Annotated in this window: 38 protein-coding genes; 37 read left to right on the top strand and 1 reads right to left on the bottom strand. The window is 47.7% G+C overall.

What is annotated here, in order from left to right; all coding sequences use genetic code 11:
- Positions 1-18: 18 nt before the first annotated feature.
- The 34 genes from rplD (at position 19) to rpsI (ending at position 18,192) form a co-directional block, all read left to right on the top strand.
- A complete protein-coding gene (gene rplD, locus KNQ06_RS16335) occupies positions 19-642 on the top strand; it encodes a 50S ribosomal protein L4 (protein ID WP_023466630.1) in 624 nt (207 codons plus the stop codon).
- On the top strand, positions 642-926 hold the full coding sequence (gene rplW / locus KNQ06_RS16330) for a 50S ribosomal protein L23 (RefSeq protein ID WP_023466631.1): 285 nt from the start codon (positions 642-644) through the stop codon (positions 924-926). Before rplD ends, rplW begins: the two co-directional genes overlap by 1 nt.
- Positions 927-958: 32 nt before the next feature.
- Positions 959-1,789 carry a 50S ribosomal protein L2 gene (rplB, locus tag KNQ06_RS16325; RefSeq protein WP_023466632.1) on the top strand — a complete coding sequence of 277 codons (831 nt, stop codon included), beginning with the start codon at positions 959-961 and terminating at the stop codon, positions 1,787-1,789.
- A 63-nt stretch (positions 1,790-1,852) separates the two neighbouring features.
- On the top strand, positions 1,853-2,131 hold the full coding sequence (gene rpsS / locus KNQ06_RS16320; RefSeq protein WP_012369013.1) for a 30S ribosomal protein S19: 279 nt from the start codon (positions 1,853-1,855) through the stop codon (positions 2,129-2,131).
- 20 nt (positions 2,132-2,151) lie between these two features.
- On the top strand, positions 2,152-2,484 hold the full coding sequence (gene rplV / locus KNQ06_RS16315; RefSeq protein WP_012369014.1) for a 50S ribosomal protein L22: 333 nt from the start codon (positions 2,152-2,154) through the stop codon (positions 2,482-2,484).
- Positions 2,485-2,496: 12 nt separating this feature from the next.
- Entirely contained in the window at positions 2,497-3,153 is a 657-nt protein-coding gene (gene rpsC, locus KNQ06_RS16310) for a 30S ribosomal protein S3 (RefSeq protein WP_023466633.1), read from the top strand.
- A gap of 33 nt (positions 3,154-3,186) precedes the next feature.
- Positions 3,187-3,624, top strand: a complete 438-nt coding sequence (rplP, locus tag KNQ06_RS16305) for a 50S ribosomal protein L16 (RefSeq protein WP_012369016.1) — start codon at positions 3,187-3,189, stop codon at positions 3,622-3,624.
- On the top strand, positions 3,611-3,814 hold the full coding sequence (gene rpmC, locus KNQ06_RS16300; protein WP_012369017.1) for a 50S ribosomal protein L29: 204 nt from the start codon (positions 3,611-3,613) through the stop codon (positions 3,812-3,814). Before rplP ends, rpmC begins: the two co-directional genes overlap by 14 nt.
- A gap of 31 nt (positions 3,815-3,845) precedes the next feature.
- Complete coding sequence (gene rpsQ / locus KNQ06_RS16295) at positions 3,846-4,109, top strand: 30S ribosomal protein S17 (protein WP_023466634.1); 264 nt, start codon at positions 3,846-3,848, stop codon at positions 4,107-4,109.
- Positions 4,110-4,157: 48 nt separating this feature from the next.
- Positions 4,158-4,526: a 50S ribosomal protein L14 gene (gene rplN / locus KNQ06_RS16290; RefSeq protein WP_012369019.1), complete on the top strand. Its 369-nt coding sequence runs from the start codon at positions 4,158-4,160 to the stop codon at positions 4,524-4,526.
- A gap of 34 nt (positions 4,527-4,560) precedes the next feature.
- A complete protein-coding gene (rplX, locus tag KNQ06_RS16285; protein WP_012369020.1) occupies positions 4,561-4,872 on the top strand; it encodes a 50S ribosomal protein L24 in 312 nt (103 codons plus the stop codon).
- Positions 4,873-4,903: 31 nt separating this feature from the next.
- Positions 4,904-5,443: a 50S ribosomal protein L5 gene (rplE, locus tag KNQ06_RS16280; RefSeq protein ID WP_023466635.1), complete on the top strand. Its 540-nt coding sequence runs from the start codon at positions 4,904-4,906 to the stop codon at positions 5,441-5,443.
- 14 nt (positions 5,444-5,457) lie between these two features.
- On the top strand, positions 5,458-5,727 hold the full coding sequence (gene rpsN / locus KNQ06_RS16275) for a 30S ribosomal protein S14 (protein ID WP_023466636.1): 270 nt from the start codon (positions 5,458-5,460) through the stop codon (positions 5,725-5,727).
- A gap of 31 nt (positions 5,728-5,758) precedes the next feature.
- Entirely contained in the window at positions 5,759-6,157 is a 399-nt protein-coding gene (rpsH, locus tag KNQ06_RS16270) for a 30S ribosomal protein S8 (RefSeq protein ID WP_012369023.1), read from the top strand.
- Between the two features lie 31 nt (positions 6,158-6,188).
- On the top strand, positions 6,189-6,725 hold the full coding sequence (gene rplF / locus KNQ06_RS16265; protein WP_023466637.1) for a 50S ribosomal protein L6: 537 nt from the start codon (positions 6,189-6,191) through the stop codon (positions 6,723-6,725).
- 37 nt (positions 6,726-6,762) lie between these two features.
- Complete coding sequence (rplR, locus tag KNQ06_RS16260; protein WP_023466638.1) at positions 6,763-7,113, top strand: 50S ribosomal protein L18; 351 nt, start codon at positions 6,763-6,765, stop codon at positions 7,111-7,113.
- A 22-nt stretch (positions 7,114-7,135) separates the two neighbouring features.
- The gene (rpsE, locus tag KNQ06_RS16255) at positions 7,136-7,636 is read left to right on the top strand and encodes a 30S ribosomal protein S5 (RefSeq protein ID WP_023466639.1); all 501 of its coding nucleotides are present in this window, start codon (positions 7,136-7,138) and stop codon (positions 7,634-7,636) included.
- Between the two features lie 18 nt (positions 7,637-7,654).
- Complete coding sequence (gene rpmD, locus KNQ06_RS16250) at positions 7,655-7,840, top strand: 50S ribosomal protein L30 (RefSeq protein ID WP_023466640.1); 186 nt, start codon at positions 7,655-7,657, stop codon at positions 7,838-7,840.
- Between the two features lie 35 nt (positions 7,841-7,875).
- Positions 7,876-8,316, top strand: a complete 441-nt coding sequence (gene rplO, locus KNQ06_RS16245) for a 50S ribosomal protein L15 (protein WP_035399353.1) — start codon at positions 7,876-7,878, stop codon at positions 8,314-8,316.
- Positions 8,316-9,605 carry a preprotein translocase subunit SecY gene (gene secY, locus KNQ06_RS16240; protein ID WP_023466642.1) on the top strand — a complete coding sequence of 430 codons (1,290 nt, stop codon included), beginning with the start codon at positions 8,316-8,318 and terminating at the stop codon, positions 9,603-9,605. The genes rplO and secY overlap by 1 nt, the downstream gene beginning before the upstream one ends.
- A 71-nt stretch (positions 9,606-9,676) precedes the next feature.
- Positions 9,677-10,324, top strand: a complete 648-nt coding sequence (locus KNQ06_RS16235) for an adenylate kinase (protein ID WP_023466643.1) — start codon at positions 9,677-9,679, stop codon at positions 10,322-10,324.
- A complete protein-coding gene (gene map, locus KNQ06_RS16230) occupies positions 10,324-11,076 on the top strand; it encodes a type I methionyl aminopeptidase (protein WP_023466644.1) in 753 nt (250 codons plus the stop codon). The genes KNQ06_RS16235 and map overlap by 1 nt, the downstream gene beginning before the upstream one ends.
- Before the next feature lie 149 nt (positions 11,077-11,225).
- A complete protein-coding gene (gene infA, locus KNQ06_RS16225; protein ID WP_012369032.1) occupies positions 11,226-11,444 on the top strand; it encodes a translation initiation factor IF-1 in 219 nt (72 codons plus the stop codon).
- 33 nt (positions 11,445-11,477) lie between these two features.
- Positions 11,478-11,591: a 50S ribosomal protein L36 gene (rpmJ, locus tag KNQ06_RS16220; protein ID WP_003156543.1), complete on the top strand. Its 114-nt coding sequence runs from the start codon at positions 11,478-11,480 to the stop codon at positions 11,589-11,591.
- Positions 11,592-11,611: 20 nt separating this feature from the next.
- On the top strand, positions 11,612-11,977 hold the full coding sequence (gene rpsM / locus KNQ06_RS16215; protein ID WP_023466646.1) for a 30S ribosomal protein S13: 366 nt from the start codon (positions 11,612-11,614) through the stop codon (positions 11,975-11,977).
- A gap of 16 nt (positions 11,978-11,993) precedes the next feature.
- Positions 11,994-12,389, top strand: coding sequence for a 30S ribosomal protein S11 (gene rpsK / locus KNQ06_RS16210; protein WP_023466647.1), 396 nt, complete (start codon positions 11,994-11,996; stop codon positions 12,387-12,389).
- Positions 12,390-12,526: 137 nt separating this feature from the next.
- Positions 12,527-13,471 carry a DNA-directed RNA polymerase subunit alpha gene (locus KNQ06_RS16205; RefSeq protein WP_023466648.1) on the top strand — a complete coding sequence of 315 codons (945 nt, stop codon included), beginning with the start codon at positions 12,527-12,529 and terminating at the stop codon, positions 13,469-13,471.
- A 33-nt stretch (positions 13,472-13,504) separates the two neighbouring features.
- A complete protein-coding gene (rplQ, locus tag KNQ06_RS16200) occupies positions 13,505-13,876 on the top strand; it encodes a 50S ribosomal protein L17 (protein ID WP_023466649.1) in 372 nt (123 codons plus the stop codon).
- Positions 13,877-13,974: 98 nt separating this feature from the next.
- Positions 13,975-14,805 carry an energy-coupling factor ABC transporter ATP-binding protein gene (locus KNQ06_RS16195; protein WP_029343095.1) on the top strand — a complete coding sequence of 277 codons (831 nt, stop codon included), beginning with the start codon at positions 13,975-13,977 and terminating at the stop codon, positions 14,803-14,805.
- Positions 14,793-15,647: an energy-coupling factor transporter ATPase gene (locus KNQ06_RS16190; RefSeq protein WP_149426606.1), complete on the top strand. Its 855-nt coding sequence runs from the start codon at positions 14,793-14,795 to the stop codon at positions 15,645-15,647. Before KNQ06_RS16195 ends, KNQ06_RS16190 begins: the two co-directional genes overlap by 13 nt.
- Complete coding sequence (locus KNQ06_RS16185; protein WP_149426607.1) at positions 15,644-16,435, top strand: energy-coupling factor transporter transmembrane component T family protein; 792 nt, start codon at positions 15,644-15,646, stop codon at positions 16,433-16,435. Before KNQ06_RS16190 ends, KNQ06_RS16185 begins: the two co-directional genes overlap by 4 nt.
- On the top strand, positions 16,435-17,169 hold the full coding sequence (gene truA / locus KNQ06_RS16180) for a tRNA pseudouridine(38-40) synthase TruA (RefSeq protein ID WP_149426608.1): 735 nt from the start codon (positions 16,435-16,437) through the stop codon (positions 17,167-17,169). Before KNQ06_RS16185 ends, truA begins: the two co-directional genes overlap by 1 nt.
- A 168-nt stretch (positions 17,170-17,337) precedes the next feature.
- Positions 17,338-17,775 carry a 50S ribosomal protein L13 gene (gene rplM, locus KNQ06_RS16175; RefSeq protein WP_023466654.1) on the top strand — a complete coding sequence of 146 codons (438 nt, stop codon included), beginning with the start codon at positions 17,338-17,340 and terminating at the stop codon, positions 17,773-17,775.
- A gap of 24 nt (positions 17,776-17,799) precedes the next feature.
- Entirely contained in the window at positions 17,800-18,192 is a 393-nt protein-coding gene (gene rpsI, locus KNQ06_RS16170; protein ID WP_023466655.1) for a 30S ribosomal protein S9, read from the top strand.
- Between the two features lie 93 nt (positions 18,193-18,285).
- Here rpsI and KNQ06_RS16165 read toward each other — a convergent pair whose 3' ends face one another.
- Positions 18,286-18,573: a hypothetical protein gene (locus KNQ06_RS16165; RefSeq protein ID WP_215148935.1), complete on the bottom strand. Its 288-nt coding sequence runs from the start codon at positions 18,571-18,573 to the stop codon at positions 18,286-18,288.
- A 96-nt stretch (positions 18,574-18,669) separates the two neighbouring features.
- On the opposite strand from KNQ06_RS16165, the gene KNQ06_RS16160 reads away from it, so the two are divergent.
- From KNQ06_RS16160 to KNQ06_RS16150, 3 genes are all read left to right on the top strand, one after another.
- Positions 18,670-19,320: a M15 family metallopeptidase gene (locus KNQ06_RS16160; RefSeq protein ID WP_058705165.1), complete on the top strand. Its 651-nt coding sequence runs from the start codon at positions 18,670-18,672 to the stop codon at positions 19,318-19,320.
- A 144-nt stretch (positions 19,321-19,464) separates the two neighbouring features.
- Positions 19,465-20,496 (top strand): Mrp/NBP35 family ATP-binding protein, encoded by a 1,032-nt coding sequence (locus tag KNQ06_RS16155; protein WP_023466657.1) that lies wholly within the window; start codon positions 19,465-19,467, stop codon positions 20,494-20,496.
- Positions 20,497-20,498: 2 nt separating this feature from the next.
- Positions 20,499-21,101, top strand: a complete 603-nt coding sequence (locus KNQ06_RS16150; RefSeq protein WP_064300977.1) for a KinB-signaling pathway activation protein — start codon at positions 20,499-20,501, stop codon at positions 21,099-21,101.
- Positions 21,102-21,474: the final 373 nt, after the last annotated feature.

Raw genomic sequence — 21,474 nt, 5'->3', positions numbered from 1 at the left:
GGAAAGGAGGAATAACGAATGCCTAAAGTAGCTTTGCTTAACCAAACAGGTACACAAGTTGGAGACATCGAGCTCGCAGATGCCGTTTTCGGAATCGAGCCAAATGAAGCAGTCGTATACGATGCAATCGTCATGCAACAAGCTTCACGTCGCCAAGGTACACATGATACAAAAGGTCGCTCGGAAGTTCGCGGTGGCGGCCGTAAACCATGGAAACAAAAAGGTACTGGTCGTGCACGCCAAGGTTCGATCCGTTCGCCACAATGGGTTGGCGGTGGAACAGTCTTCGGTCCAACACCACGTTCGTACGCTTACAAACTTCCTAAAAAGGTTCGTCGTCTCGCACTTCGTTCAGCACTTTCTTCGAAAGTCGCTAACAACGAGTTCATCGTTCTTGAAGGATTGACAATCGATGCTCCTAAAACTAAGGACATGATCGCAGTATTCGCTGCTCTTTCAATCGAACGTAAAGTTCTCGTCGTTACTGCTGATTACAACGAGTCAGTCGTTCTTTCAACACGCAACATCCCAGGTGTCACAGTCGTTGACGCTGCAGGTGTAAACGTCCTTGATCTTGTCGCTCATGACAAAGTCATCATTACGAAGGACGCTGTTGCGAGAGTAGAGGAGGTGCTTGCATAATGGCACACACACACGACATTATCAAACGTCCTGTCATTACTGAACGTTCAGTAAACCAAATGGCTGAGAAAAAGTACACATTCGAAGTAGACGTGAAGGCATCTAAGACTCAAATCAAAGATGCAGTTGAAGCGATCTTCGGAGTGAAAGTTGACAAAGTCAACACATTGATCTCAAAACCAAAAGCAAAACGCGTAGGTCGTCACGCTGGTTACACAGCACGCCGCAAAAAAGCGGTCGTCACGCTTACTGCAGATAGCAAAGAACTCGATTACCTCGGTTAATCGGAACTCTGTAGAAAAGGAGGGAACTCTCGATGGGAATTAAAAAGTTTAAACCGACCACTAACGGTCGTCGTAATATGACTGCACTTGACTTTGCTGAGATTACGGCTTCACGTCCTGAAAAATCGTTAACTGAAAAGCTTTCGAAAAAGGGCGGACGTAACAACCAAGGTCGCTTGACAGTACGTCACCAAGGTGGCGGACACAAACGTAAATATCGTATCATCGACTTCAAACGGAACAAGGATGGCATCGCTGGTCGTGTCGCTACAATTGAGTACGATCCAAACCGCTCTGCTAACATCGCATTGATCCACTACATCGATGGTGAAAAACGCTACATCCTCGCACCGAAAGGCTTGAAAGTAGACATGCAAGTCATGGCTGGACCAGAAGCTGACATTAAAGTCGGTAATGCTCTTCCACTTTCAAACATCCCAGTCGGTACGTTGATCCACAACATCGAACTTAAGCCAGGTAAAGGTGGTCAGCTCGTTCGCGCAGCTGGTACTTCTGCTCAGCTTCTCGGTAAAGATGGTAAATACGCGATCGTTCGTCTTCAATCAGGCGAAACTCGTATGATCCTTGCTACTTGCCGTGCAACAGTCGGCGCTGTCGGTAATGAAGAGCACGAGCTCGTCAATATCGGTAAAGCTGGTCGTTCACGCTGGCTCGGAAAACGTCCTACAGTTCGTGGTTCTGTCATGAACCCAGTCGATCACCCACACGGTGGTGGTGAAGGACGTGCTCCAATCGGTCGTTCGGGCCCACTTACTCCTTGGGGTAAACCGGCACTCGGATACAAAACTCGTAAGAAAAACAAAGCGAGCGATAAATATATCGTCCGTCGTTCTAAAAAATAATTACATGATTTCTGGACGGTTCGTAGGAACCGTTCCTGAATCATGCCAAAGGGAGGTACAACTATGGGTCGCAGCTTGAAAAAAGGTCCATTCGCAGATCACCATCTGCTCGCTAAGGTTGATAAAGCCAACGAAGCTGGTGACAAACATGTCATCAAAACTTGGTCACGCCGCTCGACAATCTTCCCAGAGTTCATCGGTCACACGATCGCTGTCTACGATGGTCGTAAACACGTACCGGTTTACGTGACAGAAGATATGGTCGGTCACAAACTTGGTGAATTCGCTCCAACACGTTCTTACAAAGGACATGCTGGAAACGATAAGAAAACGAAACGTTAATCTGAGGGGAGGTACTCATTATGCAATCAAAAGCATCGGCTAATATGGTTCGCATTGCTCCTCGTAAGGCACGTCTCGTAGTAGACTTAATCCGCGGGAAGCAAATCGGCGAAGCACTTTCGATTCTTGCTTACACGAACAAGGCAGCAACGCCAATCGTTGAGAAAGTATTGAAATCGGCAATCGCGAACGCTGAGCACAACTTCGACATGAACATCGAAAACCTCGTAGTCACTGAGGCTTACGTAAACGAAGGTCCAACGCTCAAACGTTTCCGCCCACGTGCAATGGGTCGCGCAAGCCGCATCAACAAACGTACGAGCCACGTTCACATCGTGGTATCTGAAAAATAAGGAGGGATTACCGTGGGTCAGAAGATTAACCCAACTGGTCTTCGCGTAGGTATCATCAAAGACTGGGAATCACGTTGGTTCGCAGATAAAGACTATGCTGATCTCCTTCATGAAGACTACGTAGTTCGTGAATATATCGAAAAACGTCTTAAAGACGCTAGTGTCTCTAAAGTAGAAATCGAGCGCGCAGCTAACCGCTTGAACATCTCACTTCACACTGCTAAGCCTGGTATGGTTATCGGTAAAGGCGGTTCTGAAATCGAAACACTTCGTAAAGACATCACTAACCTTGCAAAAGGCAAACGCGTTCACGTTAACGTCGTTGAAGTGAAAAACCCGGATGCAGTTGCTAAGCTCGTCGCTGAGAACATCGCTCGCCAACTTGAAGGTCGCGTATCGTTCCGTCGTGCTATGAAGCAATCAATCCAACGCTCAATGCGTTCTGGTATCAAAGGAATCAAGACTGAAGTTTCTGGTCGTCTTGGTGGCGCTGATATCGCTCGTTCTGAGAAGTATTCGGAAGGAACAGTTCCACTTCATACACTCCGTGCAGACATCGATTACGGTACTGCAGAAGCTGATACAACTTACGGCAAAATTGGCGTAAAAGTATGGCTCCACCACGGTGAAGTGCTTCCTACGAAAAAAGCAGCAGCAAACGAAGAATAATCCACATCCGTCTAGGGAAGGAGGCAACACAACATGTTGTTACCAAAACGTGTAAAATATCGTCGTGTTCACCGCGGCAACATGCGTGGTAAAGCGAAACGTGGTACTACAGTACACTTCGGCGAGTTCGGTATCCAAGCTCAAGAAGCTAGCTGGATCACTAGCCGTCAAATCGAATCAGCGCGTATCGCGATGACTCGTTATATGAAACGTGGTGGTAAAGTGTGGATCAAGATCTTCCCACACAAGCCATACACTAAAAAACCTCTTGAAGTCCGAATGGGTTCAGGTAAAGGTGCTCCGGAGGGCTGGGTAGCAGTCGTCAAACCGGGTAAAGTAATGTTCGAAATCGCAGGAGTATCGGAAGAGATCGCACGCGAAGCTCTCCGTCTTGCATCACACAAACTTCCAGTAAAATGTAAGTTCGTAAAACGTGAAGAAAATGGTGGTGATACGAATGAAAGCAACTGATCTCCGTCAGCAAACAACTGAAGAGCTTAACGGTAAAGTCGGTTCGTGGAAAGAAGAGTTGTTCAACCTTCGTTTCCAACTCGCGACTGGTCAGCTTGAGAACCCTGCTCGTATCCGTGAAGTGCGCAAGTCGATTGCACGCGCGAAAACCGTTCTTCGTGAACGCGAACTCGGCATCAACAACGCATAATTCACTCGGATTCTGAGAGGAGGAACACTCAATGGAACGCACTAACAACCGCAAAGTGTTAACTGGACGCGTCGTTTCTGACAAAATGGACAAAACGATCGTAGTTACAGTTGAAACAAAAGTAAAGCACAAGCTTTACGGCAAACGCGTAAACTACTCTAAAAAGTACAAAGCGCATGATGAAAACAACACAGCTAAAATCGGTGATGTTGTACGCATTCAAGAAACACGTCCATTATCTAAGGACAAACGTTTCCGTCTCGTAGAAGTCATTGAAGAAGCAGTAATCATCTAAACTCTAATTAGTTCGGGTGAATAAACATCCGGAGGGAGGTACAATCGTATGATTCAACAAGAATCTCGCTTAAAAGTAGCAGACAACTCAGGAGCTCGTGAAGTCTTGACGATCAAAGTCCTCGGTGGTTCTGGTCGTAAAACTGCTAACATCGGTGACGTTATTGTTTGTACAGTAAAACAAGCAACACCAGGTGGCGTTGTCAAAAAAGGTGAAGTTGTACGCGCAGTAGTCGTTCGTACTAAACGTGGCGTTCGTCGTAAAGACGGTTCGTACATCCGTTTTGACGAAAACGCAGCAGTCATCATCAAAGATGACAAAAGCCCACGTGGCACACGTATCTTCGGACCAGTCGCACGCGAACTTCGTGAAAAAGACTTCATGAAGATCGTCTCGTTGGCACCGGAAGTACTTTAATTCCAAAGAATTCCTACAAGGAGGTGCTCTAACGATGCATGTCAAAAAAGGTGATAAAGTTCAGGTTATGACTGGTAAAGACAAAGGCAAACAAGGCGTTGTCCTTACAGCTATGCCTAAAAAAGATCGCGTAATCGTCGAAGGCGTTAACATGATCAAAAAACACTCAAAACCTTCTCAACTCAACCCGCAAGGCGGAATTGTCGAGAAAGAAGCACCGATTCACGTATCGAACGTTATGCTCATCGACCCTAAGACAGGTAACCCAACACGCGTTGGTTTCACTGTGGTTGACGGCAAGAAAGTACGTATCGCTAAAAAATCGGGCGAAGCTTTAGATAAATAAGAAGATTTAAAGAAAGGAGGTCCACTTTCTGATGAACCGTTTAAAAGCTAAATACCAAGACGAAATCGTCAAAGTAATGATGGAGAAATTCAATTACAGTTCTGTAATGCAAGCGCCGAAAGTCGATAAAATCGTAATCAACATGGGTGTTGGTGACGCTGTTACGAACTCTAAGGCACTTGACATGGCAGTTGAAGAGCTTCAGCTCCTCACTGGTCAGAAACCACTCATCACGAAAGCTAAGAAATCAATCGCTGGTTTCAAACTTCGTGAAGGTATGCCAATCGGTGCGAAGGTTACACTTCGTGGCGAGCGCATGTACGAATTCCTCGACAAGTTGATCAACGTGTCACTTCCACGTGTACGTGACTTCCGTGGCGTATCGAAAAAATCTTTCGATGGCCGTGGTAACTACACGCTAGGCGTGAAGGAACAATTGATCTTCCCAGAGATCGACTACGATCGCGTATCGAAAGTCCGTGGTATGGACATCGTTATCGTAACTACTGCTAACACGGATGAAGAGTCACGTGAGCTTCTCACTGCACTCGGCATGCCATTCCAAAAATAAGGGAGGTCGACAACATGGCTAAGAAATCAATGATCGCACGTGAAGTAAAACGTCAAGCACTCGTTGAGCGCTACGCTGAAAAACGCGCAGAATTGAAAGCACAAGGCGACTACATCGGCTTGAGCAAACTCCCACGTAACTCTTCAGCGGTTCGTTTACACAACCGTTGTAGTATCACTGGCCGTCCACACGGTTACATTGGTAAATTCGGTATCAGCCGTATTAAGTTCCGTGATCTTGCTCATAAAGGTCAAATCCCTGGTGTTAAAAAAGCAAGCTGGTAATTCATTAAAGTTGTGAAAGGAGGTACATCGCATGGTTATGACAGATCCGATTGCAGATATGCTTACACGCATTCGTAATGCAAACATGGTTCGCCATGAGAAGTTGGAAATGCCAGCTTCTACAATCAAACGTGAAGTCGCTGAAATCCTCAAACGTGAAGGTTTCATCCGCGATGTTGAATATCTCGAGGACAGCAAACAAGGTACGCTCCGCGTATTCCTTAAATACGGCGCAAGCAACGAGCGCGTCATCACTGGACTCAAACGTATCTCGAAACCAGGTCTTCGCGTTTACGCGAAAGCTGATGAAATCCCGAAAGTACTCGGTGGTCTCGGAATCGCTATCGTTTCAACATCTAAAGGTGTAATGACTGATAAAGAAGCTCGCCAACAAAAAGTCGGCGGCGAAGTGATCGCATACATCTGGTAATACACGCATAAAAAGAACGGAGGTGTCTTAAATGTCACGTATTGGTAAAAAGCCAGTCGTCATCCCAGCAGGCGTTACAGTAACAGTTGAAAACAACACGGTTACGGTAAAAGGTCCTAAAGGGGAACTCTCACGCGAGTTCAGCCCAGCTATGGCGATCAACGTAGAAGGTAATGAATTGACTGTCACTCGTCCGAACGACGAGAAAGCAAGCCGTACGATCCACGGAACGACTCGTGCGCTTATCGCGAACATGGTCGAAGGTGTAAGCAACGGTTTCGCTAAGACACTCGATATCCAAGGTGTTGGTTACCGTGCACAAAAGCAAGGTAACAAAATCGTACTCAACCTCGGTTACTCACACCCAATCGAGTACACTCCGGAACAAGGCATCGAAGTCGAAGTTCCTACGAATACGCAACTCATCGTTCGCGGAATCAGCAAAGAACGTGTTGGTCACGTCGCTGCATTGATCCGTTCGTACCGTCAACCTGAGCCGTACAAAGGTAAAGGTATTCGTTACAGTGATGAAGTCGTTCGTCGTAAAGAAGGTAAAACAGGTAAGTAATTCGCGAATGCGAATTGACCGGAAAGGAGTGGCATAAATGATCTCAAAGGCAGATAAAAACGCTACGCGTAAAAAACGTCATGGTCGTGTCCGTCGTACAATCATCGGGACTGCAACACGTCCACGTATGAACGTATTCCGTTCGAACAAGAACATTTACGTACAAGTCATTGACGATGCAACACATGCAACACTCGCATCTGCATCATCACTCGACCTTGAAAAAGGCAACACGACTGACGCTGCGGCAGCAGTTGGTAAGCTCGCAGCTGAGCGCGCTCTTGAAAAAGGTATCGAAACAGTCGTTTTCGACCGTGGAGGATATCTCTATCATGGACGTATCAAAGCTGTAGCTGAAGCAGCTCGTGAAGCTGGTCTCAAATTCTAATAGAAAAGGAGGGAACCTCTACATGCGCCAGTTAGAAATTAACATGGATCAACTCGAAGAACGCGTTGTTACCGTAAACCGCGTCGCGAAAGTAGTAAAAGGTGGCCGTCGCTTCCGTTTTGCTGCCCTCGTCGTCGTTGGTGACAAGAATGGTCACGTAGGTTTCGGTACGGGTAAAGCTCAGGAAGTGCCTGAAGCGATCCGTAAAGCAATCGAAGATGCTAAGAAAAACATGGTTAACGTTCCAATCGTTAACACAACAATTCCACACGAAGTCAACGGTGTATTCGGTGCAGGTCACGTCTTCTTGAAGCCTGCTTCTGAAGGTACTGGAGTCATCGCTGGTGGTCCAGTTCGTGCGGTTCTCGAATTAGCGGGAATCAACGACATTCTTTCAAAATCACTTGGATCAAGCACTCCAATCAACATGGTTCGTGCGACTGTCGAAGGTCTCACATCACTCAAACGTGCTGAAGAAGTTGCGAAACTCCGCGGTAAAACCGTCGAAGAACTTCGCGGTTAAGAAAGGGAGGGAAAACAGATGGCGAAACTCGCAGTTACCCTCACACGCAGCATGATCGGTCGTCCGGAGAACCAACGCGTTACTACTCGTACGCTTGGTCTCCGTAAGATGCACCAGACTGTTGTCGTACCTGACAACGCTGCTATGCGTGGGATGATTAACCACGTGTCACACTTAGTGACAGTAAAAGAAATTCAAGAGTAATAGTTCGATATAATTTTATGAGGAGGTGCCCCACTATGAAACTCCATGAATTGAAACCAGCTGCTGGTTCACGTTCAGAACGCAACCGTGTAGGTCGCGGTATGTCTTCTGGTAACGGTAAGACTTCTGGCCGTGGTCACAAAGGTCAAAAAGCTCGTTCAGGCGGTGGTGTTCGTCCAGGTTTCGAAGGTGGACAAAACCCACTTTACCGTCGTTTACCAAAACGCGGCTTCAACAACCCAACTCGTAAAGAGTTCGCGGTCATTAACCTTGACACACTCAACCGTTTTGAAGAAGGAACTGAAGTCACTCCAGAACTTCTTGTCGAGACTCGTGCAGTCAAAGGCATGAAAGACGGCGTGAAAATTCTTTCTAACGGTAAGATCGAAAAGAAACTAACAGTCAAAGCTCATAAGTTCTCCGACGCTGCGAAGCAAGCAATCGAAGCTGCCGGCGGTACGGTTGAGGTGATCTAATGTTTCAAGCGATCTCCAATATGTGGCGCGTAGCTGACATTCGTCGGCGCATTCTCTTTACCTTGGCATTGGTTATCGTGTTCCGGATTGGAGCACATATCCCGGTGCCGATGGTAAACACGGAAGTGTTCAAGATTGACCAGAATGGTATTCTTGGTTTCTTGAACTCGTTCGGCGGGAATGCTTTGCAGAATTTCTCACTCTTTGCGATGGGAATCATGCCGTATATCACGGCCTCGATCGTTGTCCAACTCTTACAGATGGACGTTGTTCCAAAGTTTGCCGAATGGGCAAAACAAGGAGAGGCGGGCCGTAAGAAGTTAGCAACGGTAACGCGCTATGGAACGATCGTACTCGGCTTAGTCCAAGCGTTTGGAATCGCGCTTGGATTTAACCGTATCTACCCAGGTCTTGTCGACGAACAGTTCGGCACCTGGACATACGTTATGATTGCACTCGTATTGACAGCGGGAACAGCATTCTTGATGTTCATCGGTGAACTCATCACGGAGAAGGGCATTGGTAACGGGATATCAATGATCATCTTCGCTGGGATCGTCGCGGGCTTCCCGAATGCATTCCGCCAGATTTACGAAACGAAGCTCCAAAATGCAGGGGATGCTTTGTTTGTAAACGTGCTTTATATCGTACTCTTGCTTTTAATCATCATTGCGGTCATCGTCGGAGTCATCTATGTTCAGCAAGCTGCACGTAAGATTCCGATTCAGTACGCTAAGCGTACGGTGAACCGGACACCAGTTGGCGGTCAATCGGCACACTTGCCGATTAAATTGAACGCTGCCGGTGTTATTCCAGTCATCTTCGCGGTGTCGTTCATGGTGACGCCACCAACGATTGCGAGTTTCTTTGCAAGTCCGGAGACGGCAACGAAGATCCGTGACATTTTCGACTATACGAGTCCAATCGGTATGTCGATCTATGTGGCACTGATCATCGCGTTCTCGTACTTCTACACATTCGTTCAGGTTAACCCGGAACAAATGGCAGAGAACCTTCAAAAACAAGGCGGATACATTCCTGGTATTCGTCCTGGTAAGCAAACGGAGCAGTACATCACGAAGATTCTATACCGTCTGACATTCTTCGGTTCACTCTTCCTCGCTGTCATCGCGGTGACGCCGACATTCTTTATTAAGTTTGCTGGCTTACCGAACTCGGTGCAGATTGGTGGAACGAGCTTGTTGATCGTCATCGGTGTAGGACTAGAGACGATGAAACAGATTGAAAGTCAATTGGTTAAACGACACTACAAAGGCTTTATCCGATAAGGCGGGAGGAAGGGGACCATCCCTTTCCTTTCTGTTGTGTCTATAGAGCTATAGAAGTGGAGGCTACCGACATGAATCTAGTATTGATGGGTTTGCCGGGTGCTGGTAAAGGAACGCAGGCTGCGAAAATCATCGAAGACTATGCGATCCCCCACATCTCGACAGGAGACATGTTCCGCGCGGCGATCAAAGATTCAACGCCACTCGGACAAGAAGCGAAATCATACATGGATAAAGGGGAACTCGTTCCGGACGAAGTCACAATCGGCATCGTACGTGAGCGTCTCGCCAAAGAAGACTGTGCAAATGGTTTTCTCCTTGACGGTTTCCCACGCACAGTGAAACAAGCAGATGCTCTTGAAGCATTACTTGAAGATCTGGGCAAACAAATTGATCACGTCATCCACATCGGTGTAGACCCGGAGAAACTTGTCCCTCGTTTGACAGGTCGCCGGATTTGCCCAACTTGCGGAGCAACGTATCATGTTCTCTACAACCCACCAAAAGTGGAGGGGATCTGTGATATCGACGGATCAGCACTTGTACAACGTGAAGATGACCAAGAGGAGACAGTACGTCGTCGCTTGGAAGTCAACGTCGCTCAAGCGCAACCTTTGATTGACTTTTACGCAGAAAAAGGGTATCTTCGTAATTTGGACGGTGATCGTCCAATCAACGATGTATATTCCGATGTTCAGGCACTCCTTGGTGATCAGTAATGATCATCACGAAAGCGCCGCGTGAAATCGACATCATGCGTAAAGCAGGACAAATCGTCGCCCGGACGCATAAGGAGCTTCAAGCTCACATTCGCCCAGGTATCACGACGGGGCAACTCGACGCGATCGCTGAACGCTATATTCGAAGTCAAGGGGCAACACCATCGTTTAAAGGGTATAATGGTTTCACGGGTAGCATCTGTGCTTCCGTGAACGAAGAGCTTGTCCATGGTATTCCGGGAGATCGTGTACTTCAGGACGGTGACATCATCTCGATTGACATCGGAGCAGAGTACAATGGGTATCACGGAGATTCAGCCTGGACATATCCGGTAGGTACAATCTCTGAAGAGACGAAGCGGTTACTTGACGTAACTGAAGAATCTCTGTATAAAGGATTGGAGCGCGCCAAAGCTGGCGTGCACCTGACAGATATTTCGCATGCGATTCAGTCACATGTTGAAGCTGCGAATTTTTCTGTAGTCCGCGAATATGTGGGCCACGGCGTGGGACAAAATTTGCATGAAGATCCGCAAATTCCACATTATGGACCACCGGGGAAAGGGCCGCGCCTGAAAACCGGCATGACACTGGCAATTGAGCCAATGGTCAACGTCGGGAAACGCTATGTTCGCACACTATCCGACAATTGGACGGTAGTGACGGTGGACGGTAGCATGTGCGCCCACTTTGAGCACACCATCGCCATCACAGACGACGGCTACGAGATCTTAACGGTCGATGCAGAGTGAGCTGTGCGCGTTATTGGTGTCACCTTTCTATAAGCCAGTATCCACTCGTGTTTGTGACCGATGATCTCTCAATGGCTCTTGTAGAAAGCCCCTAGCGCTACAAATCGTCTGGGCTCCCAATCAACTTTATAGAGAAAGGGGTATAATTGATGGCGAAACAAGATGTAATCGAAGTGGAAGGTACGGTTATCGAGCCGCTTCCAAACGCGATGTTTAAGGTGGAGTTAGAAAACGGCCACACGGTCCTCGCGCACGTCTCAGGAAAAATTCGGATGCACTTCATTCGGATCTTGCCAGGAGATAAAGTAACGGTTGAGTTGTCACCATACGACTTGACTCGCGGACGGATCACATACCGTTTCAAATAAAAACTCCGATTTTTTCAGGAGGAGGTATTCACAATGAAAGTAAGACCTTCGGTTAAACCGATCTGTGAAAAATGTAAAGTTATCCGCCGTAAAGGCAAAGTAATGGTTATTTGCGAAAACCCTAAGCATAAACAAAAACAAGGGTAATTAAACAAGGAGGTGCACACATGGCACGTATTGCTGGTGTAGATATTCCACGTGAGAAACGCATCGTCATCTCACTCACTTACATCTATGGTGTTGGTAAAACGACTGCTCAAAAAGTCTTGAAAGAAACTGGTATCTCTGAAGATACTCGTACTCGCGACTTGACTGAGGAACAATTGAACCAACTTCGTGATGGTTTAGACAAAATCAAAGTTGAGGGTGACCTTCGTCGTGAAATCTCACTCAACATCAAACGTTTGATCGAAATCGGTTGCTACCGTGGTGTTCGTCACCGTCGTGGTCTTCCAGTTCGTGGTCAAAACACTAAAAACAACTCGCGTACTCGTAAAGGCCCACGCCGTACAGTAGCGAACAAGAAGAAGTAAGGGAGGGTAAACTAAGATGGCAAAACGCAAACAGAACGTTCGTAGTAAACGTAAAGTCAAAAAGAATATTGAATCTGGTATCGTGCATATCCGTTCAACATTCAACAACACGATCGTTACGATCACTGATATGCAAGGGAATGCAATCTCTTGGGCAACTGCAGGTAACATGGGCTTCAAAGGCTCACGTAAATCGACTCCTTTCGCTGCACAAATGGCATCTGAAACAGCTGCTAAAACAGCAATGGATAACGGTATGCGTACTGTAGAAGTTAACGTTAAAGGTCCTGGTGCAGGTCGTGAAGCAGCTATCCGTGCTCTTCAAGCAATCGGTCTCGAAGTCACTGCAATCCGTGACGTTACTCCAGTACCACACAACGGTTGCCGCCCTCCAAAACGTCGTCGCGTGTAACCCGTCTTGTACTGCAGAGCGGGGATTCGAGTAGACTTTTGTTGATCGTTTGACCAAGCAAGGCAGTAGAAACGTACACAAGGCGGTTGGCGATTGAACGCGATGGCCAACATGACGATATTCAAGGAGGGGTTCAGATGATCGAAATCGAAAAACCGAAGATTGAAACGATCGAGTTAAGCGAGAACGCTACGTTTGGTAAATTCGTAGTTGAGCCGCTTGAGCGTGGATTCGGTACAACGCTTGGTAACTCATTGCGTCGTATCCTATTGTCTTCACTTCCGGGTGCTGCAGTCACTGCAGTCCAAATCGATGGCGTTCTTCATGAGTTCTCGACGATTGATGGCGTTGTAGAAGACGTTACCCAAATCATCTTGAACCTTAAGAAACTCGCCCTCAAAGTGTACTCGGAAGAAGAGAAAACGCTTGAGATCGATATTCAAGGCGCTGGTGTTGTCACTGCTGCGAACATTACGCATGACAGCGACGTCGAAATCCTCAACCCAGAACTTCACATCGCAACGCTTGCAGAAGGTGCATCACTTCATATGCGTCTGACAGCACGCCGTGGTCGTGGGTATGTTCAGGCTGAAGATAACAAACGGGACGATATGCCAATCGGTGTAATCCCAATCGACTCGATTTACACGCCAATTCAACGTGTAAATTATCAAGTTGAAAAAACACGTGTCGGTCAAGATGCGAGCTTCGATAAGTTGACGCTAGATGTTTGGACGGACGGTTCAATCCGCCCTGAAGAAGCAGTGTCACTCGGTGCGAAAATCATGACAGAACACTTAAACATCTTTGTTGGTCTTACGGACGAAGCGCTCCATGCTGAAATCATGGTCGAAAAGGAAGAAGATCAAAAAGAAAAAGTACTCGAAATGACGATCGAAGAACTCGATCTCTCAGTTCGTTCGTACAACTGTTTGAAACGCGCTGGTATCAACACGGTTCAAGAACTCGCGAACAAGAGCGAAGACGAGATGATGAAAGTCCGTAACCTCGGACGTAAATCACTCGAGGAAGTTCAAGCGAAACTCGACGAACTCGGACTAGGCTTGCGCAAAGAAGACTAATACTATTAATTGCACGAAGGAGGGAATCCATCCATGGCATACTCGAAATTAGGCCGTACAAGCTCACAACGTAAGGCACTTTTGCGTGACCTTGCGACTGATCTCATCATCAATGAGCGTATCCAAACTACAGAACAAAAAGCGAAGGAACTTCGTCCAGTCGTAGAGAAACTCATCACTTTAGGTAAACGCGGTGATCTCCACGCTCGTCGTCAAGTTGCATCGTTCGTTCGCCGTGAAGCTGCTGGTCAAAACGCAGAGGGCAAAGCACAAGACGCGATCCAAAAATTATTCGCTGATGTGGCTCCACGTTTTGCTGAGCGTCAAGGTGGTTACACACGCATCATGAAAATGGGACCACGTCGTGGTGACGGCGCAGAAATGGTCATCATCGAACTCGTTTAATCCTCATTAAATGATTCGCCATAAAAGGGCAGTGCGTATCCCGCTTCTGCCCTTTTGCTACAAAATGAAAGTATTGATTTGATGAAGGAGGAGAGATCATGGACAAGCTGATTGAACTGGAACAGGTCACCTATCGGTATCCGGAACAGGAGCAAGCAGCCTTACACGAGGTCTCTCTGACGATTCGTTCAGGTGAATGGGTCGCCATCGTTGGTCACAACGGCTCTGGAAAATCAACGCTGACGAAATTGTTTAATGGATTGTTGTTACCGGAGACAGGGACCGTTACGGTTGCTGAGCGCTTTTCAAGTGCGAATCCGGAGCAACTGTGGGAGATGCGCCGAGCGATCGGCATCGTCTTCCAAAATCCAGATAATCAATTCGTTGGCACGACCGTGCGCGACGACGTGGCATTTGCTCTAGAAAACTGGGGTGTGCCACGCGAGGAAATGGTTCGTCGTATCGACGACAGTCTAGCGCGCGTTGGCCTTACGGATTTTGTTGATCGGGAACCCCATCAACTATCCGGCGGACAGAAGCAGCGTGTCGCAATCGCTTCGGCGCTTGCGATGCGCCCTGATGTTCTCGTGCTCGATGAAGCTACATCGATGCTTGATCCATTAGCACGACAAGAGGTCATGTCGACCGTTCAGGAACTCCATGCGACTCACCCAATGGCGGTCATCGCGATTACACACGAATTAGACGAAGTATTACGGGCTAGTCGTGTCATCGTCATGGATGCCGGGAAAATCGTATTAGAAGGATCCCCTCAGGAAGTCTTTCGTCATGCATCGTTCTTAGAAGACATCGGACTCGATGTTCCATTCGTTGTTCGGGTACAAGAACGTTTACGGGCGCAAGGTCTCTCACTCGAGGAGACGATACTAGATGAAAGAGAATTGGTGAACCGTTTATGCCAATCTTAATCCAGGAATTAAATTATACGTATCAACTCAATAGTCCGTTCGAACGAGTCGCGCTACGTGATGTGAATCTTGAGATTCCGTCAGGGGCGCTTGTTGCGTTTGTAGGGCATACCGGATCCGGGAAATCGACGCTCGTGCAGCACATCAATGGGTTGCTCAAGCCGACAGCGGGGAAGGTACAAGTCGATGACATCATCGTCGAACCGAAGAAAAAACAAGACCTCAAGCCATTAAGACGTCGCGTCGGGCTTGTTTTTCAATATCCGGAATATCAATTGTTCGAAGAGACGGTCTTAAAGGATGTCATGTTCGGTCCGATGAACTTCGGTCATGACGCCGCGAAGGCTGAGCAATTAGCGAAAGAGGCATTACGGACTGTCGGACTCGATGAAGTCTTTTGGAGTCGTTCGCCGTTTGACCTGTCTGGTGGGCAAATGAGGCGTGTTGCAATTGCCGGCGTACTCGCTAGTCAACCAGACGTGTTGATCGTCGATGAGCCGACGGCAGGACTCGATCCGCAAGGGCGCAAGCATATGCTGAGTCTATTTGCCCGGCTCCATGCAGAGACCGGTATGACGTTGCTCCTGATCACGCACGACATGGATCAGGTGCTTGAGTATGCTGAGCGTGTGATCGTCATGGAAGACGCCCAGGTGGCGTTTGACGGGCTACCGCTTGATCTGTTTAAAGAAGAGACATTGCTCGAGCAATTCCATCTCGATCTCCCGCACGTCCTATCGCTTGCCTGGCAAGTCGCTGATCGGCGTGGATTGCAACGACCGGAGATCCGGACGGAGACCGAATTGATCGAGTGGTTGATGACGAAAGGGGTGAGCGAATGATCGTCGGACAACATATTCCCGGTCAGTCGTACTTGCACCGGTCGTCGGCACTTGCGAAGATCATCTTTGCTTTCTGCTTCATTCCGCTCGTCTTTCTCGCGAACAATGCAGCAACGAACATCTTTTTACTCATCTTTACGTTCTTAGCACTCATGAGTAGTCGGTTACCACTTCGGTATGTTCTAAAGGGACTGCGACCGATTCTTTTCCTGATCGTCTTTACGTTCGTCATCCAGCTGTTCTTCACACGCGAAGGGGCTGTCCTCTTTGAGTTCGGCTGGCTTCGGATCTATGAAGAAGGACTGCGACTCGCGATCATCGTCTCATTACGTTTCTTCTATCTTGTCTCGATCACGACACTCGTCACGCTGACGACCTCACCGATCGAATTGACAGATGCGATTGAGTTGTTGTTAAAGCCGTTCAAGGTCGTCCGTGTTCCAACGCATGAGATCGCGCTCATGTTATCGATCTCGCTACGGTTCTTACCAACCTTAGCGGAGGAGACGGAGAAAATCATGAAGGCACAGCAAGCACGTGGTGTTGATTTATCGGCAGGACCGATCAAGGAACGTTTACGGGCGATCATTCCGTTATTGATTCCGTTGTTCATCTCCGCCTTTAAGCGGGCAGAGGATCTTGCGACAGCAATGGAAGCGCGGGGATACCGTGGAGGAGAGGGACGGACACGCTTACGGGAGTCCAAGTGGACGATGCGGGATACAGGTCTGATCATCCTACTCGTCCTCCTAACGATCAGTTTAGTAGGATTGCGAGGGATCGGTTAATGCGTCGTTTAAAATGTACGATTCAGTATGACGGAACCGGCTACGCCGGGTATCAGGTGCAACCAAACGGATTGACGATTCAAGAAGTAATTGAAACGACACTTGCGCGGATGCACAAACATCCCGTCAAGATCATCGGGTCGGGACGGACGGATGCGAGGGTGCATGCCTACGGGCAAGTCATTCATTTTGATACGGAACTAGCGATTCCACCGGAGAACGTCGTCAAGGCACTGAATACGCTCTTACCAGCGGATATTCGTGTCCGGAGCTGCGAGGAGGTCGAACCGACCTTTGAAGCGCGTTACGATGTCGTAGGGAAGGAATACCGCTATTTCGTCCGCCGCGAAGAAAATGCGTTTCGTCGGAATCTATCGGTTCATATTCCGTATCCGCTCGATCTCGAGCTCATCCGTCAAGGGATGGCACATCTCGTCGGCACGCACGATTTCAGTTCGTTCTGTGTCGCGAAGACGGAAACGGATAACCGAGTCCGGACGATTTACGAGGCAGAGTTGATGACAGTCGGTGACGAACTCGTCTTTCGGTTCCAGGGCAGTGGGTTTCTCTATAATCAAATCCGGATTATGGTCGGGACGTTACTTGACGTCGGACGCGGTCGTTTTGCACCAGAGGACATAAAAAAAATGTTGCTGGCAAAGGACCGGAACGTCGCAGGCGTGACAGCGCCTCCCCATGGACTCTATCTATGGGAAGTTTTCTATCCGGAGTGAAAAAAGGCAATTGACATTGGCTATTAAAAAACATACAATGTTTATTGGCATTTCATTTATTATGAAACCACAATCTTAGCCCCGTACACCTAAGATTATGATAGATTCACCTAGTGAATAAATGAAAAATCAAAAACAGAACTTTTAATTCCTTAGGAGGTATTTTACATGCGCACAACTTTCATGGCGAAAGCTACTGATGTAGAACGCAAATGGCTCCTTATCGACGCTGAAGGTAAAACACTCGGTCGCCTTGCGAGCGAAGTTTCATCACTTCTCCGTGGTAAGCACAAGCCTACGTTCACACCACACGTTGACTGTGGGGATAACGTTATCCTCATCAACGTTGAGAAAATCGTTTTAACTGGTAACAAACTCGATAAAAAAGTCTACTACCGTCACTCTGGTCATCCAGGCGGCTTAAAGCAGACTGTTGCACGCGATATGCTTGCTAACAAACCTGAGCGCATGCTTGAACTCGCGATCAAAGGGATGCTTCCAAAAGGTAGCCTCGGTCGTCAAATGTTCAACAAACTCCACGTCTACGCTGGAGCTGCACACAAGCACGAAGCACAACAACCAGAAGTTTACGAACTTCGCGGTTAATACGAATTTAGGAGGAACTACACGATGGCAGATGTACGTTACTACGGCACTGGTCGCCGGAAACACGCGGCAGCGCGCGTTTTCCTCGTTGCTGGAGACGGTAAAGTCACAGTTAACGGTCGCGATATCAGCGAATACTTCGGTTATGAGACATTGATCATGACTGCAAAAGAACCACTCGTAATCACAGAAACAGAAGGCAAGTACGATGTAATCGTAACGGTCAAAGGCGGCGGCTTCACTGGTCAAGCAGGCGCTATCCGTCACGGTATCTCACGTGCTCTTCTTCAAGCGGATCCAGAATTCCGCGGCGCACTCAAAGCGAAAGGCTTCTTGACTCGTGATGCTCGTATGAAAGAGCGTAAAAAATACGGTCTTAAAGCAGCTCGTCGTGCACCACAATTCTCGAAACGTTAATTCTTTTCGAATCCCTCTCACCCTTGTGGTGGGAGGTTTTTTTGTGCACTAAAAAACCGCTCTCCTGACGAAGTGTCAGAACAGCGATTCAAGTCAAGACGACGGAGTGGAGCGTAATCGGTGCAATACCGTCACAAGAAGATAGAGGATGACGATCGTCAGCGGGATGCTCCAAACAAAGAGAGATTGTATGAATTGGGTAGGTGTATGTGCCGTCGCTTGACCGACATGTCCCGTAAAAGAGGTTTCTTCACTTAAGACGGTTGCATTGTCCGGTAACTCCGTCTTGGTAGCGACAGTCGGTTGCAGCGTCAGATACAGGACGAAGCTAAGATGTAAGAGACAGGTGACGCTAATTGTCCAAATGATGCGTTTTTTCATAGGATGCTCCTTTTGATATGAGTTAAAATCATTCTGCATTCCATAAGTATAGCGGATTTTGTTTTCGGGAACAGGAGACAAAGGGAGTGAGCATAGATGGCATTATCGATCAGCTGGTTACTTGAGCGAGCGAATCGGAAGTTGAATGCTTCGGGACTGTCACGAGAAGTCGCTAAACGAACGCAAGAGGTCATTCGGGAGATGCATGCGCAAGGGATTTATGTAGGCGTCGCACAAGGGTACCGATCCATTGCAGAACAGAATCGGTTGTACGCACAGGGACGGACACTACCGGGACCAATCGTAACGAATGCACGTGGGGGACAATCCAATCATAACCGCGGCATTGCCGTCGACCTCTTTCAATATTCCCAAGACGGTACACAAGCGCTGTTTCGAAACGACCAAAGCTTTCAAAAGATTGTTGCTGCGATGAAACGACGTGGCTTTTCTTGGGGTGGGGACTGGACGAGCTTTAAGGATTATCCACACTTTGAATTACTAGGAGTGTCTGAAGAAACGCCGAATCGCTCTCGTGCGATCGTTCCGTATCCAGGTCGTCCGTTGTATCAAGGTGCAGCCAATATGAATCCGCGGGATATCGAACGGATCCAACGTGCAGTCAAAGCAACCGTGACTCGGCGCTTTGATGCAGAGACGGCTCAGAAGGTGCGTGCCTATCAAACACGTCAAGGACTTGATGTCGATGGTGTCGTGGGTCCTCGTACATGGAACCGAATGTTCTAAAACGAGTGAATGATCGAGTGAAATGATGAAAACCGACACTGGACATGGAAAAGTCATCCTTTCCGGTGTCGAAATGTGCAAGCGCTCTCTTATTTTTGTTATACTAATAAGGATTAAATCGAACGTTTTCAGGGGGAAGGCACTATGTTGAATGAACAAGAAATTCGCGAGGTAGTCGGAACGCTCGTCGATCCGACGATTGACCGCCCGCTTGCAGATACGAACGGCATTCGTGACGTCCGGATTAAAGGTGATTATGTCAGTCTGAAAATCGCTTTAGCTCAATCTGGTTCTGGGGAGCAACTCGTGCTCCAACAGCAAATCGTCAAGGAACTGAAAGAAAAAGGATTCAAGACAGTGGGACTTCGTTTTGAAGCACTTGGTGATCACGGGATTCAAGCAGCTACGACACCATCAATTCTCAAACCAGAATCTGGTACGACGTTCATCGCGATCGCTTCTGGTAAAGGGGGCGTTGGGAAATCAACGGTTTCCGTTAACTTAGCAGTCGCCCTCGCACGAGCAGGGAAGAAAGTCGGGTTGATTGATGCCGATATCTACGGCTTTAGCGTTCCAGACATGATGGGAATCGAAACACGTCCGACTGTCGTGAACGACCGAATCGTTCCACCAGAACGCTTTGGTGTCAAAGTCATCTCAATGGGCTTCTTCGTTGAAGATAATGCACCAGTCATCTGGCGGGGACCAATGCTCGGGAAGATGCTCAACAACTTCTTCGCAGACGTCGAATGGGGCGATCTCGATTACTTGTTGCTTGATCTTCCACCGGGGACAGGAGATGTCGCACTCGACATTCATTCGATGCTCCCGAGCTGTCAGGAAGTCATCGTTACGACACCTCACGCGACTGCCGCTTTCGTTGCAGCACGAGCAGGAGCAATGGCGATCAAGACGAACCATCGTCTCCTCGGAATCGTCGAGAACATGGCGTACTTTGAAAGTAAAGTGACAGGCGAAAAAGAATATGTCTTCGGTAGTGGTGGCGGAGAGAGGTTGTCAGAAGCGTTAAAAACCGATATTCTAGCTAAGATTCCACTTGGACAACCATATGCGAACGATGCGGATTTCGCCCCATCGATCTATCGCGATGAACATCCATTTGAGACGTACTATAATGAACTCGCCACGCGTGTCATCGAAAAAGTAGAGGGATAAGAATGAAGATTAAAGGATTTTTGAAGCTGTTTTGGATGACGCTCCTAATCGGAACGCTCGCCGGCTTCGTGTTTAACTTGGTAGCGGAACCTGGATATATCCGAAATCAATCGATTAGCGGATATGTGACGGCTCTCTCCTACAGTAGTACGTGGACAGCCATCAGTTTGATGGGATTCTTCTCGTACTTGATCTTACATCGCGTCGGACTCGATTTATTCCGCGGCGCAAAGCTTTGGAATCGTGTCCAGGTCGTCTTGATCGCATTTGCACTATTTGATGGTGTTTATCTACGCGGATTAGCATACGGCTTTGATAAGACGAGCCTTTATATTGGTGAGATGGTCGTCTTGCTTGTAATAGCGTTCTTAGTCGCGCGGACGAAAGCACGGGAAACGAACTTTACAGCGTTCATTCCGACATTGTTCCTCATGACAGTGATCACGTTGATCGAATGGGTACCTGCTTTGCAGGCAACACAAGATAAGCGGATGTTATGGGCGGCGCTTGCGACACTTTTAATCTGTAATGCGTATCAGATTCTAATGCTGCATCGCTTGCAAGAAAAGCCAGCTTCTCAAGGACAATCGCAAAAACAGGCGTAACGAAAAAGACCCGCGAACGGGTAGTGTTTTACCGGTTCAAGCGGGTCTATCTTTTTTCTAAAGTTTTTTTAGAAAAACAGTTGACGAAAAAAACAAGAGTTGATATATTAATACATGTCGCTGAGGCACACGCCAAACGCGAGCGTCACAGACGAAAAAAACTTCAAAAAAGTAATTGACATCACTTATTACTTTACTGTAAGATTTAAAAGTCGTCAAATGACATATTGGACTTTGAAAACTGAACGATGAGGCAAAAATCGTATTCTACGGAATACAAAAATGAATGAAGCGCAAGCTTCGTCAATCGTGACTTCGGTCACAAAAACGAGCAAGTCAAACACTTCATGGAGAGTTTGATCCTGGCTCAGGA

It is taken from the genome of Exiguobacterium sp. s91, assembly GCF_018618915.1.
GTDB classification, from domain to species: domain Bacteria; phylum Bacillota; class Bacilli; order Exiguobacteriales; family Exiguobacteriaceae; genus Exiguobacterium_A; species Exiguobacterium_A abrahamii.
Note: the sequence above shows the minus strand (reverse complement) of the source record. Positions and strands in the feature narration are given on the sequence as shown.

What these genes read in the sequence shown, in the direction of transcription:
- rplN (WP_012369019.1), top strand. Translation starts at nt 4,158, where the DNA reads ATGATTCAACAAGAATCTCGCTTAAAAGTAGCAGACAACTCAGGAGCT.
- rplQ (WP_023466649.1), top strand. Translation starts at nt 13,505, where the DNA reads ATGGCATACTCGAAATTAGGCCGTACAAGCTCACAACGTAAGGCACTT.
- truA (WP_149426608.1), top strand. Translation starts at nt 16,435, where the DNA reads ATGCGTCGTTTAAAATGTACGATTCAGTATGACGGAACCGGCTACGCC.
- infA (WP_012369032.1), top strand. Translation starts at nt 11,226, where the DNA reads ATGGCGAAACAAGATGTAATCGAAGTGGAAGGTACGGTTATCGAGCCG.
- KNQ06_RS16185 (WP_149426607.1), top strand. Translation starts at nt 15,644, where the DNA reads ATGATCGTCGGACAACATATTCCCGGTCAGTCGTACTTGCACCGGTCG.
- KNQ06_RS16235 (WP_023466643.1), top strand. Translation starts at nt 9,677, where the DNA reads ATGAATCTAGTATTGATGGGTTTGCCGGGTGCTGGTAAAGGAACGCAG.
- KNQ06_RS16160 (WP_058705165.1), top strand. Translation starts at nt 18,670, where the DNA reads ATGGCATTATCGATCAGCTGGTTACTTGAGCGAGCGAATCGGAAGTTG.
- rpsN (WP_023466636.1), top strand. Translation starts at nt 5,458, where the DNA reads ATGGCTAAGAAATCAATGATCGCACGTGAAGTAAAACGTCAAGCACTC.
- rpmJ (WP_003156543.1), top strand. Translation starts at nt 11,478, where the DNA reads ATGAAAGTAAGACCTTCGGTTAAACCGATCTGTGAAAAATGTAAAGTT.
- rpsQ (WP_023466634.1), top strand. Translation starts at nt 3,846, where the DNA reads ATGGAACGCACTAACAACCGCAAAGTGTTAACTGGACGCGTCGTTTCT.
- rplD (WP_023466630.1), top strand. Translation starts at nt 19, where the DNA reads ATGCCTAAAGTAGCTTTGCTTAACCAAACAGGTACACAAGTTGGAGAC.
- rpsK (WP_023466647.1), top strand. Translation starts at nt 11,994, where the DNA reads ATGGCAAAACGCAAACAGAACGTTCGTAGTAAACGTAAAGTCAAAAAG.
- KNQ06_RS16165 (WP_215148935.1), bottom strand. Translation starts at nt 18,573, where the DNA reads ATGAAAAAACGCATCATTTGGACAATTAGCGTCACCTGTCTCTTACAT.
- rpsM (WP_023466646.1), top strand. Translation starts at nt 11,612, where the DNA reads ATGGCACGTATTGCTGGTGTAGATATTCCACGTGAGAAACGCATCGTC.
- KNQ06_RS16195 (WP_029343095.1), top strand. Translation starts at nt 13,975, where the DNA reads ATGGACAAGCTGATTGAACTGGAACAGGTCACCTATCGGTATCCGGAA.
- map (WP_023466644.1), top strand. Translation starts at nt 10,324, where the DNA reads ATGATCATCACGAAAGCGCCGCGTGAAATCGACATCATGCGTAAAGCA.
- rplB (WP_023466632.1), top strand. Translation starts at nt 959, where the DNA reads ATGGGAATTAAAAAGTTTAAACCGACCACTAACGGTCGTCGTAATATG.
- KNQ06_RS16155 (WP_023466657.1), top strand. Translation starts at nt 19,465, where the DNA reads ATGTTGAATGAACAAGAAATTCGCGAGGTAGTCGGAACGCTCGTCGAT.
- KNQ06_RS16205 (WP_023466648.1), top strand. Translation starts at nt 12,527, where the DNA reads ATGATCGAAATCGAAAAACCGAAGATTGAAACGATCGAGTTAAGCGAG.
- rplE (WP_023466635.1), top strand. Translation starts at nt 4,904, where the DNA reads ATGAACCGTTTAAAAGCTAAATACCAAGACGAAATCGTCAAAGTAATG.
- KNQ06_RS16190 (WP_149426606.1), top strand. Translation starts at nt 14,793, where the DNA reads ATGCCAATCTTAATCCAGGAATTAAATTATACGTATCAACTCAATAGT.
- rplF (WP_023466637.1), top strand. Translation starts at nt 6,189, where the DNA reads ATGTCACGTATTGGTAAAAAGCCAGTCGTCATCCCAGCAGGCGTTACA.
- secY (WP_023466642.1), top strand. Translation starts at nt 8,316, where the DNA reads ATGTTTCAAGCGATCTCCAATATGTGGCGCGTAGCTGACATTCGTCGG.
- rplV (WP_012369014.1), top strand. Translation starts at nt 2,152, where the DNA reads ATGCAATCAAAAGCATCGGCTAATATGGTTCGCATTGCTCCTCGTAAG.
- rpsS (WP_012369013.1), top strand. Translation starts at nt 1,853, where the DNA reads ATGGGTCGCAGCTTGAAAAAAGGTCCATTCGCAGATCACCATCTGCTC.
- rplR (WP_023466638.1), top strand. Translation starts at nt 6,763, where the DNA reads ATGATCTCAAAGGCAGATAAAAACGCTACGCGTAAAAAACGTCATGGT.
- rpsH (WP_012369023.1), top strand. Translation starts at nt 5,759, where the DNA reads ATGGTTATGACAGATCCGATTGCAGATATGCTTACACGCATTCGTAAT.
- rplO (WP_035399353.1), top strand. Translation starts at nt 7,876, where the DNA reads ATGAAACTCCATGAATTGAAACCAGCTGCTGGTTCACGTTCAGAACGC.
- rplM (WP_023466654.1), top strand. Translation starts at nt 17,338, where the DNA reads ATGCGCACAACTTTCATGGCGAAAGCTACTGATGTAGAACGCAAATGG.
- KNQ06_RS16150 (WP_064300977.1), top strand. Translation starts at nt 20,499, where the DNA reads ATGAAGATTAAAGGATTTTTGAAGCTGTTTTGGATGACGCTCCTAATC.
- rplW (WP_023466631.1), top strand. Translation starts at nt 642, where the DNA reads ATGGCACACACACACGACATTATCAAACGTCCTGTCATTACTGAACGT.
- rpsE (WP_023466639.1), top strand. Translation starts at nt 7,136, where the DNA reads ATGCGCCAGTTAGAAATTAACATGGATCAACTCGAAGAACGCGTTGTT.
- rpsI (WP_023466655.1), top strand. Translation starts at nt 17,800, where the DNA reads ATGGCAGATGTACGTTACTACGGCACTGGTCGCCGGAAACACGCGGCA.
- rplP (WP_012369016.1), top strand. Translation starts at nt 3,187, where the DNA reads ATGTTGTTACCAAAACGTGTAAAATATCGTCGTGTTCACCGCGGCAAC.
- rpmC (WP_012369017.1), top strand. Translation starts at nt 3,611, where the DNA reads ATGAAAGCAACTGATCTCCGTCAGCAAACAACTGAAGAGCTTAACGGT.
- rplX (WP_012369020.1), top strand. Translation starts at nt 4,561, where the DNA reads ATGCATGTCAAAAAAGGTGATAAAGTTCAGGTTATGACTGGTAAAGAC.
- rpmD (WP_023466640.1), top strand. Translation starts at nt 7,655, where the DNA reads ATGGCGAAACTCGCAGTTACCCTCACACGCAGCATGATCGGTCGTCCG.